Annotated in this window: 17 protein-coding genes; 10 read left to right on the top strand and 7 right to left on the bottom strand. The window is 66.1% G+C overall.

Annotated features, from left to right (window positions below; all coding sequences use genetic code 11):
• Positions 1-234: 234 nt before the first annotated feature.
• From rpsI to ASE69_RS10295, 3 genes are all read right to left on the bottom strand, one after another.
• On the bottom strand, positions 235-792 hold the full coding sequence (gene rpsI / locus ASE69_RS10305) for a 30S ribosomal protein S9 (RefSeq protein WP_082441435.1): 558 nt from the start codon (positions 790-792) through the stop codon (positions 235-237).
• Positions 792-1,271 (bottom strand): 50S ribosomal protein L13, encoded by a 480-nt coding sequence (gene rplM, locus ASE69_RS10300; protein ID WP_082441436.1) that lies wholly within the window; start codon positions 1,269-1,271, stop codon positions 792-794. The genes rpsI and rplM overlap by 1 nt, the downstream gene beginning before the upstream one ends.
• A gap of 124 nt (positions 1,272-1,395) precedes the next feature.
• Positions 1,396-2,448: a COX15/CtaA family protein gene (locus tag ASE69_RS10295; protein ID WP_056486933.1), complete on the bottom strand. Its 1,053-nt coding sequence runs from the start codon at positions 2,446-2,448 to the stop codon at positions 1,396-1,398.
• Positions 2,449-2,722: 274 nt separating this feature from the next.
• Between ASE69_RS10295 and ASE69_RS10290 the strand changes: the two genes are divergently transcribed.
• Positions 2,723-3,106 carry a MerC domain-containing protein gene (locus ASE69_RS10290; RefSeq protein ID WP_056047781.1) on the top strand — a complete coding sequence of 128 codons (384 nt, stop codon included), beginning with the start codon at positions 2,723-2,725 and terminating at the stop codon, positions 3,104-3,106.
• 41 nt (positions 3,107-3,147) lie between these two features.
• Entirely contained in the window at positions 3,148-3,615 is a 468-nt protein-coding gene (locus ASE69_RS10285) for a Fur family transcriptional regulator (protein ID WP_056486009.1), read from the top strand.
• A 164-nt stretch (positions 3,616-3,779) separates the two neighbouring features.
• Here the strand turns inward: ASE69_RS10285 and ASE69_RS10280 are convergent, their stop codons facing one another.
• Positions 3,780-4,310, bottom strand: a complete 531-nt coding sequence (locus tag ASE69_RS10280) for a GNAT family N-acetyltransferase (RefSeq protein ID WP_056486005.1) — start codon at positions 4,308-4,310, stop codon at positions 3,780-3,782.
• 92 nt (positions 4,311-4,402) lie between these two features.
• Here ASE69_RS10280 and dxs point away from each other — a divergent pair, with 92 nt between their 5' ends.
• Together dxs and ASE69_RS22060 are read left to right on the top strand one after the other, a co-directional pair.
• A complete protein-coding gene (dxs, locus tag ASE69_RS10275) occupies positions 4,403-6,325 on the top strand; it encodes a 1-deoxy-D-xylulose-5-phosphate synthase (RefSeq protein ID WP_056486001.1) in 1,923 nt (640 codons plus the stop codon).
• Entirely contained in the window at positions 6,322-6,489 is a 168-nt protein-coding gene (locus tag ASE69_RS22060; RefSeq protein WP_156362292.1) for a hypothetical protein, read from the top strand. The genes dxs and ASE69_RS22060 overlap by 4 nt, the downstream gene beginning before the upstream one ends.
• A gap of 143 nt (positions 6,490-6,632) precedes the next feature.
• Here the strand turns inward: ASE69_RS22060 and ASE69_RS10270 are convergent, their stop codons facing one another.
• A complete protein-coding gene (locus ASE69_RS10270; protein ID WP_056047792.1) occupies positions 6,633-7,304 on the bottom strand; it encodes an RBBP9/YdeN family alpha/beta hydrolase in 672 nt (223 codons plus the stop codon).
• Positions 7,305-7,489: 185 nt separating this feature from the next.
• Here ASE69_RS10270 and ASE69_RS10265 point away from each other — a divergent pair, with 185 nt between their 5' ends.
• The 5 genes from ASE69_RS10265 to ASE69_RS10245 all read left to right on the top strand — a co-directional run bounded on the left by ASE69_RS10265 (position 7,490) and on the right by ASE69_RS10245 (position 10,872).
• Positions 7,490-8,290: a TlyA family RNA methyltransferase gene (locus ASE69_RS10265; RefSeq protein ID WP_082453061.1), complete on the top strand. Its 801-nt coding sequence runs from the start codon at positions 7,490-7,492 to the stop codon at positions 8,288-8,290.
• Between the two features lie 320 nt (positions 8,291-8,610).
• On the top strand, positions 8,611-9,129 hold the full coding sequence (locus tag ASE69_RS10260) for a TspO/MBR family protein (RefSeq protein WP_056485998.1): 519 nt from the start codon (positions 8,611-8,613) through the stop codon (positions 9,127-9,129).
• Between the two features lie 51 nt (positions 9,130-9,180).
• The gene (locus ASE69_RS10255) at positions 9,181-9,468 is read left to right on the top strand and encodes an accessory factor UbiK family protein (protein WP_056485995.1); all 288 of its coding nucleotides are present in this window, start codon (positions 9,181-9,183) and stop codon (positions 9,466-9,468) included.
• Between the two features lie 100 nt (positions 9,469-9,568).
• Positions 9,569-10,072, top strand: coding sequence for a YbjN domain-containing protein (locus ASE69_RS10250; RefSeq protein WP_082453087.1), 504 nt, complete (start codon positions 9,569-9,571; stop codon positions 10,070-10,072).
• Positions 10,069-10,872, top strand: coding sequence for a pyrroline-5-carboxylate reductase family protein (locus tag ASE69_RS10245; RefSeq protein WP_056485989.1), 804 nt, complete (start codon positions 10,069-10,071; stop codon positions 10,870-10,872). Before ASE69_RS10250 ends, ASE69_RS10245 begins: the two co-directional genes overlap by 4 nt.
• Positions 10,873-10,899: 27 nt before the next feature.
• Here ASE69_RS10245 and ASE69_RS10240 read toward each other — a convergent pair whose 3' ends face one another.
• Positions 10,900-12,063 carry an endo-1,4-beta-xylanase gene (locus ASE69_RS10240; RefSeq protein WP_235518491.1) on the bottom strand — a complete coding sequence of 388 codons (1,164 nt, stop codon included), beginning with the start codon at positions 12,061-12,063 and terminating at the stop codon, positions 10,900-10,902.
• A 169-nt stretch (positions 12,064-12,232) separates the two neighbouring features.
• Between ASE69_RS10240 and ASE69_RS10235 the strand changes: the two genes are divergently transcribed.
• Complete coding sequence (locus ASE69_RS10235; RefSeq protein WP_056485983.1) at positions 12,233-13,567, top strand: chloride channel protein; 1,335 nt, start codon at positions 12,233-12,235, stop codon at positions 13,565-13,567.
• Here ASE69_RS10235 and ASE69_RS10230 read toward each other — a convergent pair.
• Positions 13,564-15,102: a L,D-transpeptidase family protein gene (locus ASE69_RS10230; protein ID WP_082453086.1), complete on the bottom strand. Its 1,539-nt coding sequence runs from the start codon at positions 15,100-15,102 to the stop codon at positions 13,564-13,566. The two genes, ASE69_RS10235 and ASE69_RS10230, sit on opposite strands and share 4 nt — an antisense overlap.
• Between the last annotated feature and the right edge of the window lie 36 nt (positions 15,103-15,138).

The raw sequence follows: 15,138 nt of genomic DNA, 5'->3' as shown, positions 1-15,138 counted from the left end.
AACGGGCTCCCCTCCCTGGAAGGGAGGGGCAGGGGGTGGGTTGGCTTCCGCATGTTCGACCGTTGGGGCTCAAGCTGGCCGACCCACCCCCGACCCCTCCCTTCCAGGGAGGGGGATCGTTGGGGTTTGGGCTTCGTTGCAGCTCTCACCCTGCCGTCATAGCTGCACCCCAAAACGAGAAAGGGCGGCCCGTTGCCGGACCGCCCTTCTGGTACGCAGATACTGAAAGCGGGATTAGCGCTTCGAGAACTGGAAGCTGCGACGGGCCTTCGCCTTGCCGTACTTCTTGCGCTCGACGACGCGGCTGTCGCGGGTCAGGAAGCCTGCTGCCTTCACCGATGCGCGCAGCACCGGCTCGAAGCGGGTCAGCGCCTGGCTGATGCCGTGCTTGACCGCGCCGGCCTGGCCCGAAAGGCCGCCGCCCTTGACGGTGCAGACGACGTCGTACTGACCTTCGCGCTCGGTGATGCCGAACACCTGGTTGATGACGAGACGCAGCGTCGGACGTGCAAAATACACTTCCTGGTCACGACCGTTGATCGTGATCTTGCCGGTGCCGGGCTTGACCCAGACGCGTGCGACGGCGTCCTTGCGACGGCCGGTCGCATAGGCGCGGCCCTGCTTGTCGAGGATCTGCTCGCGCAGCGGCATCGGCTCGCGGACGGGCTCGTTCGAGACCGGCGCTGCGATATCGCCTTCGCTGGTCGGCAGAGCCTGCTCGGCGGGGGCAGCCGGCGCGGGCTGGTTGGTCAGGCTCGCGAGATCGGCGAGCGACTGGCGGTTGTCGGACATTATGCGCCCACCTTGTTCTTGCGGTTCATGCTGCCGATGTCGAGCACGGCAGGGTTCTGTGCCTCGTGCGGATGCTCGGTGCCCTTGAAGATACGCAGGTTGCGCATCTGCTCACGACCCAGCGGGCCGCGCGGGATCATGCGCTCGACAGCCTTTTCGAGAACGCGCTCCGGGAAGCGGCCGTCGAGGACCTTGGCAGCAGTGATGCCCTTGATGCCGCCGGCATAACCGGTGTGCTTGTAATAGATCTTCTTCGCGGCCTTGTTGCCGGTGAAGCGGATCTTGTCGGCGTTGATCACGACGACGTTGTCACCGCAATCGACATGCGGGGTGAACGACACCTTGTGCTTGCCGCGCAGGACGTTGGCGATGATCGATGCGGCACGGCCGACGACGAGACCTTCCGCGTCGACGATATGCCACTGCTTGTCCACCTCAGCCGGCTTTGCCGACTTGGTGGTCTTCATGAGCGCCTTCATGGGCGTTAGACCTTCCAGATTGAATGCAAGCGCACCAATGGGAGGCCCCACAGCGCGAATGCCGGCCTAATGCTGAAAGGGGGGCTTCAAGTCAAGCTTTCCGCCGGTTTCCTGACGGGTATTATTATACCCGCTGCTTTACATGAGGTGCTGTGCCCACCGCGTGGGCGGCGAACATCGCGGCTATCAGGAGCAGCGCGGCATTGCCCTGATGCGCGACCGCGACGTCGATCTGCACGCCGGTCATCAGCGTCGCGATGCCGAGCATGATCTGGAGCGTGACGAGCCCGACGACGAAGAAGCCAGCGCTGCTGCCGGTCTTGGTCGCCTTGATCGCCAGCCAGATGAGCCCGGCGGCGGCGGCGAACGCGAACCAGCGGTGGATGAACTGCACGACGATCGGGTTGTCGACCGCATTGCTCCAGGCGGGGTTCACCATCGGCACGTCCGCGGGGAACAGCCCGTCGCCCATCAGCGGCCAGCTCGCGAAGGCATAGCCGGCGTCGAGACCGGCGGTGAACGCGCCATACACGAGCTGTACGAACAGTAGCGCCAGCGCGACGATTGCGACCGGCGCCAGGCGGGCAGGGGCGGCGAGCGGATTGCGGTGCAGCGCCATCAGGTCGAGTGCGGTCCACACGATCCCGGCGAGGATCGTCAGCGCGGTCAACAGGTGGACGGCGAGTCGAATGTGGCTGACGTCGGTCCGCACCGACAGTCCGGAGGCGACCATCCACCAGCCGATGGCGCCCTGGAACGCACCGAGCGCCAGCAACGCCGACAGCCGCCAGCCATAGCCGACCGGGATACGTTTGCGCACCGCGAACCAGATCAGCGGCACCGCGAACACGAGACCGATCACGCGGCCCCATAGCCGGTGGAGGTATTCCCAGAAGAAGATCGCCTTGAACCCGCCGACCGTCATGTCGGCGTTGAACGCGGCATATTCGGGGATGCGCTTGTAGGCGTCGAACTCGGCCTGCCACTGCGCGTCGTTGAGCGGCGGGATGATCCCGCTGATCGGCTTCCACTGCGTGATCGACAGCCCCGACTCGGTCAGCCGCGTGATCCCGCCGATGACGACCATCGCTACGATTAGGCCGGCGACCGTGAACAGCCACAGGGCGACGGAACGAGGACGGGCTTTGCTGAGGAAGGCGGCGCTCGGTTGAAGCATGGTGAGGAGATAGTGGTTTGCGCGGCGAGGCGCCATCGGTTCGTGGTGCGGCGTTGCTTCATGTTGCTGGGGGCGGTTGGGTAGAAGCCGGACTCGCTACCGTCGCACGCTACTTCCTTGTTCTCCCGTGAAGGCGGGAGCCCAGTCTGGGCTCCCGCCTTCACGGGAGAACAAGGAGGAGGGAGTGAACCCTTCAAAATGTGGCCTAACTTGCCGCCAAAATTAACAATGTAATGTTGTATCCTGTCAACGAGGCGTCTATATCCGACGGACGATGACGCCCTCGGCCACGCATACCCACCGCTTCGCCGGTCTCGATCGCTATGCGATCGGACTGTCGGGCCTGTGCATGGTGCATTGCCTGGCGACCTCCGTGCTGGTCGCGCTGATGTCGACCGCGGGCGGTTTTCTGCTCGACCCGATCTTCCACGAAGTCGGCCTGACGATCGCGATAGGTCTCGGCGCGCTCGCGCTCGGGCGCGGCGTGCTGAACCACGGCTATATGATGCCTGCTGCGATGGGCGCGCTCGGACTGGGCATCATGGCGGGCGCGATGACGCTGCCGCACGACAGCGGTGGCGGCGAGACGTTGTGGACGATCGTCGGCGTCGGGTTGCTCGCATTCGGCCACGATCTCAACCGTCGCGCGGAAAGCTGAGCGGGTTGTTGGAACCCTTCCGGCATCCTACTTCGTCCGGCATGGCGCACGCTCACAACCACACCGAACCGCAGGGCGCCGATCTCACCGTCGCAGCACAGACGACGCTCGAAAAGGCCGGCGAACAATGGACGACGATGCGCGCCAGCGTGTTCGCAGCCCTCGCCAGCTTCGAGAAGCCGGCCTCGGCCTATGACATCGCCGAGGCCGTCTCGAAGGCCGAAGGTCGCCGGGTGGCGGCGAACAGCGTGTACCGCATTCTCGACCTGTTCGTCGGCGCGAACCTAGCGCGTCGAGTCGAGAGCGCGAACGCCTATGTCGCCAACGCGCATCCGGATTGCCTGCACGACTGCATCTTCTTGGTCTGCGACTCGTGCGGCCAGACCACGCATCTCGATAACGACACGATCACCAACGGCGTTCGCAACGCGGCGGAGGCGGCGGGCTTCTCCCCGGTGAGGCCGGTGATCGAAGTTCGCGGGCGGTGCGCCGATTGCGAGGCGAAGTAGGAGCTTACCCCGCACGTTTACCTTCATGATCAGTCGTCCCTCCCTGAAAGGGAGGGGTAGGGGTGGGTCGGTTCGTTTTGGCTAGCGCCGCCTGATCCGGAAGCCGACCCACCCCCGGCCCCTCCCTTCCAGGGAGGGGAGGCCGTCACGCTCCTGGCACGGTTCTACACCAGATCCTTCCCCATCCGGATCATCGGTACCGGGACTTCCCCCGGCGTCTCGATCCGCTCGATCGGCAGATACCCGCAGGCGCGGTACAGCGGCTCTCCGGCCAGCGTCGCCATCATCTCCGCCCTTGCAAACCCGGCCTCTCGCGCGGCAGTTTCGCAAACCAACAGCACCAGCCGCCCGACACCCCGCCGCGTGAAATCCGGATCGGTATACATCGCGCGGATCCGTGCCGCGTCGCGCACCGGATCGAGCAACGCCGCATCGCGCAACGCCGTGCTGTGGTCGCCGCCATACAGCGTCGCGCGCCTACTCCACCCGCCACATCCGGCCAGCCGACCGTCCGCCTCGACCAGCAGATACGTCCCGTCCGCGATCAATTGCGTATCGAGCCCCATCACCGCGCGGCTCGCCTCGACCTGTGCCGGCGTCAGGAAGTCCCCCTGCAACGCGCCGATCGCGCGTGCCATGAGCGCGGCGATCGCCGGGATATCCGCCTCATCGGCCACACGGTGCGTAAAGTTCATAATTGTGCACTTTCCGAGCGATTCCAGTGCGAATGCTAGCTCAGGACACGGTAACAATCGACACGATACGCGCGCTGCATTAAGCCCGTCCGATGGCCGACCTTCCCTCGACACCGCTGCTCGACACCGTTTCGACGCCCGACGACCTCCGCAAGCTGCGCCCGGACCAGCTCCGCCAACTCGCCGACGAACTACGTACCGAGACGATTTCCGCGGTCGGCACCACCGGCGGGCATCTCGGTTCGGGGCTCGGCGTGGTCGAGCTGACCACCGCGATCCACTATGTGTTCGATACCCCGCGCGACCGGCTGGTGTGGGACGTCGGCCACCAGTGTTATCCGCACAAGATCCTCACCGGACGCCGCGATCGGATCCGCACGCTGCGGCAGGGCGGGGGGCTCAGCGGCTTCACGAAGCGTAGCGAGAGCGAATACGACCCGTTCGGCGCGGCGCATTCGTCGACCTCGATCTCGGCGGCGCTGGGCTTTGCGATCGCCAACAAGATCGCGGGGACGCCCGGCAAGGGCATCGCGGTGATCGGGGATGGCGCAATGTCCGCGGGCATGGCGTACGAGGCGATGAACAACGCCGCTCAGGCGGGCAACCGCCTGGTCGTGATCCTCAACGACAACGACATGTCGATCGCGCCACCGGTCGGTGGATTGTCGGCCTATCTCAGCCGGATCGTGTCAAGTCGCGAATTCCTCGGCTTCCGCGACCTCGCGCGCAAACTCGCCAAGCGGCTGCCGCGGCCGATCGCCAGCGGCATGCGCAAGACCGACGAGTTCGCGCGCGGCATGACGATGGGCGGCACGCTGTTCGAGGAACTGGGCTTCTATTATGTCGGTCCGATCGACGGCCATAACCTCGAACACCTGATCCCGGTGCTCGAGAATGTCCGCGACGCCGAGGAGGGCCCGATCCTCGTCCACGTCGTCACCAAGAAGGGCAAGGGCTACGGCCCCGCCGAGGCTGCCGCGGACAAGTATCACGGCGTCCAGAAGTTCGACGTGATCTCCGGCGTGCAGACCAAGGCGCCGCCGGGACCGCCGCAATACCAGAACGTGTTCGGCGCGCAGCTCGTCGCGGAGGCCGCGAAGGACCCGCGGATCTGCGCGATCACCGCGGCGATGCCGTCGGGCACCGGACTCGACGCGTTCGCCAAGGCGTATCCTGACCGGTTCTTCGACGTCGGAATTGCTGAGCAGCACGGCGTCACCTTCGCGGCAGGGCTCGCCGCGCAGGGGATGCGCCCGTTCTGTGCGATCTACTCGACGTTCCTTCAACGTGCGTACGATCAGGTCGTGCATGACGTGGCCATCCAGAACCTGCCGGTCCGTTTCGCGATCGACCGCGCGGGTCTCGTCGGTGCGGATGGTGCGACTCATGCCGGCTCGTTCGACGTCACGTACCTCGCGACGCTGCCGAACTTCGTCGTGATGGCGGCGGCGGACGAGGCCGAGCTCGTCCATATGACGCACACCGCAGCGCAGTACGACACCGGCCCGATCGCGGTGCGCTATCCGCGCGGCAACGGCACCGGCGTCGCGCTGCCCGAGACTCCGCAACTGCTGGAGATCGGCAAGGGCCGTGTCGTGCGCGAAGGCAAGACGGTCGCGATCCTGTCGCTCGGCACGCGTCTCGAGGAAGCGCTCAAGGCCGCCGAGGTTCTCGAAGCCAAGGGGCTGAGCACAACGGTAGCGGATCTGCGCTTCGCCAAGCCGCTCGACGTCGATCTGATTCGGAAACTGCTTACGACGCACGAAGTCGCGGTGACGATCGAGGAGAATTCGGTCGGCGGCTTTGGAGCGCATGTGCTGACGATGGCATCTGACGAGGGCTTGATCGACGGTGGGCTCAAGCTGCGTACGTTGCGTTTACCGGACGTGTATCAGGAGCAGGACAAGCCCGAAGTCCAGTATGCCGAAGCCGGGCTCGACGCGACTGCGCTGGTGGATACCGTTCTCAAGGCGCTCCGCCACAATTCGGGCGGAGTTGCCGAAGCGCGCGCATGACTGGGCCGACCAAGGGCCTCGTGATCATCGTGCTGGCGGTGATCGTGATGGTGTCGTTGAATATCGCGATGTGGCGGCGGATGCGGGGTGGGCTGGCTGCGGCGAAGGCCGAGCAGGCGGCGAACCCCGAGCTGTTCGATGAGGATGGTTCCCGGATTTCGTAAACCGCCGCGCCCAGCACACCACCCCGGCGAAGGCCGGGGCCCAGTTGGAGAGGTCGCAGTAACGGGGGATCGCGCTCAGTTAGCGACGTTCCCCAACTGGGCCCCGGCCTTCGCCGGGGTGGTGTACCATCAGGTAGGCGAGGTCACCCGCCCAGATAATGCGTCTGGGCGGCGTCTGTAGCGCTGACCGCAAGGATCGACCGCGCCTTGCTTGGCGGTAGAGCCTGCCCCCTGCCATCGCCGCTCGCCGCGATGACGCGCTCCAGCAGGTCCTGTCCTTCACGCCACCAGCCGATCCCACTCGCGGCATTCAAATGCCCCTGCGGCCCGGCATCGACGAAGTGGCTGCCCCAGTCCGCGGCCATGCTGTGCGCGCGCTCGGGCGTGACCCAGGGGTCGTCGCTGCTCGCCACCACGATCGACGGGAACGGCAAGGGCGTGCGTGGAGTCGGCGAGAAGCCCTTCAGTTCGGCCTGCGCGCCGCCACGATCGACGTCCGCCGGTGCCACCAGCAACGCGCCGGCCACCGGCCAGCCATAGGGCTGCGGGCTGAGTTCGGCCCACCATGCAACGGCGAGGCACCCGAGGCTGTGCGCGGCGAGGATCACCGGTGCCTGTGCCTGCCGGATCGCCTCGTCAAGGCGCGTCACCCAGGCGTTGCGGTGCGGCGTGTTCCACATGCCGAGTTCGACGCGGACCGTGTCGGGCCGCGCCTCTTCCCATAACGTCTGCCAGTGCGAAGGACCCGATCCACCAAGGCCGGGCACGGTCAGGATCGTCGGCTGGACGGAATCATACGGTGCGAAAGAACCCACAGCGCTTCTCCTTCTCCAAAACCTCGTGCTTCGAGGTCGGGAGCGTGGCCGAAGGACGCTCTAGGGCACGCCATCCGGTCACGATCCCATGCCCTCAACGTAATCCTACTCGTTCGGTAGGCAATGGCATTGCGGCGAAAGGAAGGCAGCTTGCGGCAATCGGATCGGGCGGCGATAGCGGGCGGATGGTGAAGGTACGTGCAGACCAAATGCTGGTCGACAGGGGGCTGGTCGAGTCGCGGACGCGCGCGCAGGCGCTGATCATGGCGGGCCTCGTGTTCGCGGGGACGAAGAAGGTCGACAAGCCGGGGCAGACGCTTCCCGACGACGTGCAACTCGACGTACGCGGCCGCGATCATCCCTGGGTTTCGCGCGGCGGGATCAAGCTGGCGCACGGCCTCGCGCATTTCGGCTGGGACGTGGCCGGCGCGGTCGCGATCGACGTCGGCTCGTCGACCGGCGGCTTCACCGACGTCATGCTGAAGAACGGCGCGGCGAAGGTGTACGCGGTCGATAGTGGCACGAACCAGCTTGCCTGGTCGCTGCGGCAGGATGAGCGCGTCGTCGTCCACGAACAGACCAGCGCGCGGATCCTCACGCCCGCGCATATCCCCGAGCCGGTCGACCTGATCGTCTGCGATGCGAGCTTCATTGGTTTGGCAAAGGTGCTGGAGCGGCCGATGTCCTTTGCCAAGCCCGACGCGAGGCTGATGGCGCTGGTGAAGCCGCAGTTCGAGGCGGGACGCGGCGAAGTGGGGAAGGGTGGTGTCGTCCGCGATACCGCGATCCATCAGCGCGTCTGCGACGAGGTCGCGACGTGGCTGACGGGGCAGGGGTGGAGCGTGGTCGGCGTGGTCGAAAGCCCGATCACGGGGCCCGAGGGTAACGTGGAGTTCCTGATTGCTGCTTTGCACGGCGAGAGTTCGACGGCGGAACAGCCGGTCTCGGACGTGCCAAACGATCCCGAAACGCCTTCGTCATCCTGACGAACGTCAGGACCCAGAGCCACTCGACGGGCATAGTGCGCTGCCATGTAATGCTTCGTCATCCCCGCGGAGGCGGGGACCCAGATACTTAAACTGTCGCGATTACGTCGTAAGGTTTGCCAGTATGGGTTCCCGCCTGCGCGGGAATGACGGTTGAATGTTCGGCGGAGATAACCGGAGGCACCGTGCCGGAATGAACCACTAGCGGAACGATTCTCCACCAAACTCGGTTTACCGATCGCAAAATGCGCGCCAGGACGAGCGCGCGTAGAGGCGGAAGGATTTGTGTGGGCGGTATCGCTTCGAAGGGCCAGTTGAGGATGTCGTTCCTCCGCTGGGCGGTCGTGACCGTGCCCCTGATCCTGTTGCTGGGCTTCCTGTCCGGCCGATCCGTCAGCGTCGGCAGCGAGAATGCCTGGTACATGGCGCTCGTCAAGCCCGCGCTGAACCCGCCCGGCTGGGTGTTCCCGGTCGTGTGGACCACGCTCTACATCCTGATCGGGCTGGCGCTCGCGATGATCCTCAATGCACGCGGCGCTCGGTTGCGCGGGCTCGCCGTCGCGCTGTTCGTCGGCCAGTTCCTGCTCAACCTCGCCTGGACGCCGATGTTCTTCGGTGCGCACAGGATCGGGCTGTCGGTACTAGTGATCGTCGCAATGCTGGCGCTGTCGATCGCCGCGACCTTCGTATTCGCGCGCATCCGCCCCGCCGCAGCGTGGCTGATGGTGCCGTACATGGTGTGGATCAGCTTTGCCGGCGTGCTCGCGTTCAGCATCGGGCAGTTGAACCCCGATGCCGAAACCCTTGCACCCGCGCCGCATACGTCCCAAATGCTGTGACGCAGCAGTCACTGTAACAGTTACTGCGACAGTCTTTGGGATTTTGAAGCAATGCAGTCCGAAAACCGCGTGTTCGACGATATCGTCAAGGTCTTGAACGGTGCTGCCGGTACGCTTGCGGGCGTCGGTCGCGAAGCCGGTTCCGGTGCGCGGGAACGTGCGCGCGAATGGCTCGGCGGGCTCGACTTCGTCAGCCGTGAAGAGTTCGACGCCGTGAAGGCGATGGCATCGGCCGCACGCGACGAGAACGACGCGTTGAAGGCTCGGCTCGACGCGCTCGAAGCCAAGTTCGCAGCACAATCGACCGTAAATGCACCGCTCGGGGCATCGGTCGACTGACTTTTCCACAGTTTTCCGCAGAATTGGGGCCGATGGGGTTGTCGGGGCGTTTTTGCCTCGGCACCCTTTGTCGTGCGATAAGGACCGCCAGGACCCTATGATGCTTGAACACGCCGACCACGACCACGAAGACGCCGCCCCGATCGACATGCTCGAAAGCTATTACGCTGCGCATGGCTGGGAACATGAGCGTCACGACGACGAGATCGTCGCGACCGTAAAGGGCAGCTGGACGACGTATGAACTCCGCGCGCTGTGGCGCGAAGACGACAGCGTGCTGCAATTCCTCGCTTTTCCCGACATCAAGGTACCCGACGAGCGGCGCCAGGCGGTGTACGAGACGATCGGGCTGGTCAACGAACAGCTCTGGATCGGCCACTTCGAACTCTGGTCGTCGAGCGGCATATTGCTGTTCCGGCACGCGGCGATGGTCGACGGCGGGGACGACGGCACGATGTCGCTCGACGCGGCGGAACTGCTGGTCGAATCGGCGATCGAGGAGTGCGAGCGCTTCTATCCGGTGTTCCAGTTCGTGCTGTGGGGCGGAAAGAGCCCCAAGGAAGCGATCGCCGCGGCACTGATCGAAACGCACGGCGAGGCATGAGCTTTCCGGCAGGTCCGCTGTGGCTGATCGGCTGCGGCAACATGGGCGGCGCGATGCTGCGGCGGTGGATCGCCGCGGGGCTCGATCCGGCGACCGTTACGGTGATTACGCGGAGCGGGCAGGGGGCACCCGAAGGCGTCCGTTCGCTGACCGCGCTGCCTGACGAGGAGGCGCCCGCAACGGTGATGCTCGCGCTGAAGCCGCAGCAGATCGATGCCGCGCAGGCTTTGCTGGCACCCATGCGAGGTGAGCCGCAGCTGCTCCTGTCGATCCTCGCCGGTGTCGACCACGCGGCACTCTCCCAGCGGTTCGCGGCTGACACAATCGTCCGCGCGATGCCCAACCTTCCGGTGGCGATCGGCAAGGGCGTGACGTCGCTCTACACCGCTGGGGCGTCGCAAGAGGCGATCGTGGCGGCGGAAGCGTTCGCAGCGCCGCTCGGTCATTACGAATGGATCGCCGACGAAGCGCATTTCGATGCGGTGACCGCGCTTGCCGGATCTGGCCCCGGGTTCGTGTTCCGATTTGCCGATGCGCTCGCCAGGGCGGGTGCGGCGCTCGGGCTGCCGGTGGACCAGGCGGCGCGTCTCGCTATCGCCACGCTGGAGGGTTCTGCGATCATGGCGGCCGAGGCGGACGTATCGCCCGCCATACTCGCCGACCGCGTCGCCAGCCCCGGCGGATCAACCCGCGAGGGCCTGAACGTCCTCGACCACGACGACGCCTTGGTCGCGCTGCTTACCGCGACACTTGCCGCCTCCGAACGCCGCAATGCCGAAATGGCGGCTGCGGCGCGTTAGAGGCAGCCTTGATTGTCGTGGGAATCGCTAGCCGCGCGGTGTAGCCGCGGTGAACGCAGCAGCGATTGCAGCGTGCATCGGCTTGGCGGCGAATGCGGCGTCGTACGGGCAGGGGCGGCGGCGAGCCTTGTCCTTGCGCGGCTCGAAACCCTCGATCCAGCTGTAGCGGTCGGTCATGCCCCACAACAGCACGTCCTTCAGCGCCGGGTAGGCGAACATCAGGTCTAGATAGCCGCGCGTGAAGTCGGCCACTCCCTGATCGCGTGCGGCGACGTCGGCGGGGAGATTATTGTCGCGGACGTCGAGTTCGGTGATGACGATGGCATAGCCCATCGCGGTGACGGCATCGATGAAACGACGCCATTCGCCTTCCAGCGCGGCGATCGTGGCGCGGGTGTCGGTGCCTTGCGTGACGAGGTGCGACTGGACGCCGAGCGCGTCGACCGGAACGCCGCGCGCCTTGAACCCTTCCAGCAGTTTGAGGACGCCGGCGCGGTGCTGTGCGTTGCCCGGCTCCCAGCTCATATAGTCGTTATAGACGAGTTGCGCGTGCGGTGCTGCGGTGCGCGCCGTGTGGAAGGCAAGGTCGAGCGTCGCCTCGGGGCTGCCGAGGGCGCGGGACAGGGCGGTCGTGTACAGCGTGCCGTCGGCGGGAGTGACCGCCTCGTTGACCACGTCGTAGCTGCGGATACGCGTGCCATAGCGCTGGCATACCGTGGTGATGTGCCGGACGAGCAACTGTTCCGCCGCACGCGCAGGCGTCGTGCCGAAATCGTGGCTCTCTTCCCATTTCGGCATCCATTTCGGCTGATGCCACAAGAGGTTGTGGCCGCGTACGGGCAGCGCGTTGGCGTCGGCCCACGCCATCATCGCGTCGAACCGCGTGAAATCGAAGGTCGTGGCGCTGGGGCGGAGCGCCTGCCACTTCATCTCGTTTTCGGGGACCAGCAGCCCGCAGTCGCGCTTCAGCAGTCTCGCATAGGCCGGGTTGGCGAACGAGCCGCGGTCCGCGCCGAGTTCGCTCCACGCGAAACAGGAGCCGAGGCGCATGCCCTTGGCTGCTGCTAGCGATTGCAGGCTCCCGTCGGCTCCCGTCGGGCGCAGGATCGATCGCGCCTGGGCATTCGCCGCAGCACCGGCGGCCGCGAGCCCCGCCAGCATGCCCAGTCCGTCCCGTCGTGTAATGTCCACGAAGCATCCTCATTATATTTTTGTGATAGCGCTATCGTTGTTAGATATCGGGACGATGTCAATCGCTTACCGGGCCGCCAAGGCCTGCGCGCCGCCAAGTCGCAGGCGGGCGACGCAGGCGGGTGATGGGGCGGGTGACGTGGCGGGCGGCATGAACTAGATCGACATCATGCCTGGGCTCTTCGATCATCTTATGCCGGCGAAACGCTGGACGCCGTCGCGGTACCGTGCGTTGCTGCGTGCACGTGGGCCACGGTCCGTACAGTTCCGCACTCGTGCGGCGATCCTGACGGGCGCGATCCTGATCGGCGTTGTTGCGACGCTGTTCGCCGAAGCGGCGGACTGGGCGGCGGGGGTGTTCGCCGGGTACGCGCAGAGCTGGCACTGGCTGCCGCTGTTGACAACGCCATTGACGTTCATGGCGCTGGTCTGGCTGACCCGGCGGTACGCGCCGTTCGCGCGGGGATCGGGTATTCCGCAGGTGATCGCGGCACAGGCCGATCCGAACGAGGCGACGCGGACGCTGATCTCGCCGCGCACCGTCGCCGCCAAGGCCGTGCTGACGATCGGCGCAGTGCTAGGCGGTGCGTCGGTCGGGCGCGAGGGGCCGACCGTGCAGCTTGCCGCGGCGGTGATGGGCGCGACGCACCGGCTCGTCCGCGTGCCGTTGCGGGGCGGCGTGCTGATCGCCGGTGGCGCGGCGGGTGTCGCGGCCGCGTTCAACACACCGCTCGCCGGGCTGTTGTTCGCGATCGAGGAACTGGCGTCGGCGTATGAGCAGCGCGTGACGCTGCTGGTCCTCGCCGCGATCGTCATCGCCGGGATGGTCGCGCAGTCGGTGCAGGGCGACTACATCTATTTCGGCGCGATCGGCGCGCATATGCCGCTTTTGTCTGCATTGTTGGTAGCGCCGGTTGCGGGAATCGCCGGCGGGATGGCGGGCGGCCTGTTTTCCCGCACGCTGCTGGCGATGGCGCAGAGCCGCAACCGCATGACGACCTGGACCCGCGCCAACCCGGTCAAGTTCGCGGGGGCGTGCGGCGCCGTCGTTGCGGTGCTCGGCGTGTTCACCGGCCTGACCTGGGGAACCGGCTATTCCGCGGCGCGCGCGATGATCGTCGGTGTCGATGCACCCTTGTGGTTCGGACCCGCGAAGTTCGTCGCGACCGCCGCGACCGCGATTGCGGGCTTGCCCGGCGGGATCTTCGCGCCGTCGCTCGCGGTCGGGGCCGGGGTCGGCAACTTGCTCCGCGAAGTGTTTCCCGGCGAACCCGCAAGCGCGATCGTGATCCTGGGGATGGTCGCGTATTTCGCGGGTGTCGTCCGCGCACCGCTGACCGCGGTCATCATCCTGTCGGAGACGACCGCCAGTCGCGGACTGATGCTGCCGATGTTCGCGACCGCGTTCATCGCCGATGCCGCTAGCCAATGGGTCTGCCGCGAGAAGCTGTACCACGGGTTGTCGAAGACGTTCGCGATGCCCGCAACGCCGAAAGTCCCTTAGGGCCCGATATCGATCGCCTGCGCCTCGGCGCGTTTGGCGGACGCCTTGGCGAAGCCGAGTTGCTCCGCGATCGGATCGTTCCAGCCGTAGGGATCGGTCCGAAACGCGACCTTGCCGGCATCGTCGACATAGACGTTGTGGTAGAGCAGCCGGACCGGGATGCGGCGGGGCAGGGGGACGAAGTTCGTCTCGCCTGAATCCTGTGCCGTCTGCCACGCCTCGCCGACGCCTTCGTCCTCCGCAAGGATACGTGCGAATCCCAACGCATCCTCGACGCGGACGCAACCATGGCTCAGATGACGCTGGCTGCGATCGAACAAGCCCGGCGCGGAGGTGTCGTGCAGGTAGATCGCCTGGTCGTTCGCCATGTCGAACTTAACCATGCCTAGCGCGTTGCTCGGCCCCGGCTGCTGGACGATCCAGCCATCGCGGACGACCATGTTGTGCGCGGTCAGATACTCCTCGCCGACATTGGCCATCTCGCCGTTCTGGATCGATTTCGGCACGGTCCAGGTGGGATTGGCAACCAGCCGATAGATCGGCGACGAGAGCGCCGGCGTCTCGCGGCCGGGTTCGCCGACGATCACCTTGCGCTGATCGATCATCGTGCCGTCGCGGTAGTAGCGAAGCTGTGCGGCGGCGGTGTTGACGTCGATCCGCGTGGGCGGTGGCGTTCGTGCCAGCCACCGCCGCCGTTCGAGCCCGACCGCGAGCGCGCGCGCACGGTCGCCCGCACCAAGGTTCAGTACCTTCAACGTCTCGGGGCCGACCACGCCGTCTGCGGCTATGCCGTAGTCGGTCTGGAGCCCTTTCAGCGCCTCGGCCATTGCCTGCGTGTAGATCATTGGTGCCGCGGTCGGCGGCGCGGTGGCCGTCGGCGAAATGGTCGTCGGTACGGGCGCTACGGCGAGCGGGTCGGTCGACGAGGGAAGATATCCGCTCTCAGCTAGCTGCTCGACGATCGTGGCGACACGCGCGTCGCGGTTGCCGACGCGGATGACGCCGGAGGGTATCGCCTGCACAGGCGTTGCGGTCGACGCCTTGGCGCTGAACGCGAGATACGCTTCGGAGAGTTGCTTATACTCGGCATCCTGCGGCGCAAGCCCGTCGAACCAGACGACGAGGTCGCCCTTGGCCAGCGCCCGCGACAGCCCGGTGGTAAGGTCGACCTTGGGGCGGGACAGCGTGTAGACCTGATGCAGCGAGGCGGGGTCGACGCGGCCCTGTGCGAGTGCGCCGGCATAGTCGAGTGCGGCCTTGGTTCGCGCGGCATCGTCGACGGGCGGAGCGCCGTCGGCGGGTGCGGGTAGGAACTCGATACGATCGAGGCCGTGGCGCGCACGGTCGGCAAGGACCCGATCGAAGGCTGCGATGTTTGCCGCAGTCCAAGTTGCCTTGGCCGGAGTGGCCTTGCCAACTGCCCTCGGTGCCGACTTCGATGCGGTGCGGGGCGGGCTCTCCGCGATGGCCTTTGTTGGGACGATGGGTTTCGGCGCGGGAGCAAATCCACCAAGCGCCAGAGCCAGGACCGGCATGCAACCCGAAGCGAGCTGCATCCGTAAAGTTCGTAC

It is taken from the genome of Sphingomonas sp. Leaf208 (genome assembly GCF_001421415.1).
In the GTDB taxonomy this organism is placed as follows: domain Bacteria; phylum Pseudomonadota; class Alphaproteobacteria; order Sphingomonadales; family Sphingomonadaceae; genus Sphingomonas.
The sequence above is the reverse complement of the archived record's forward strand: the minus strand, read 5'-3'. Positions and strand labels throughout refer to the sequence as shown.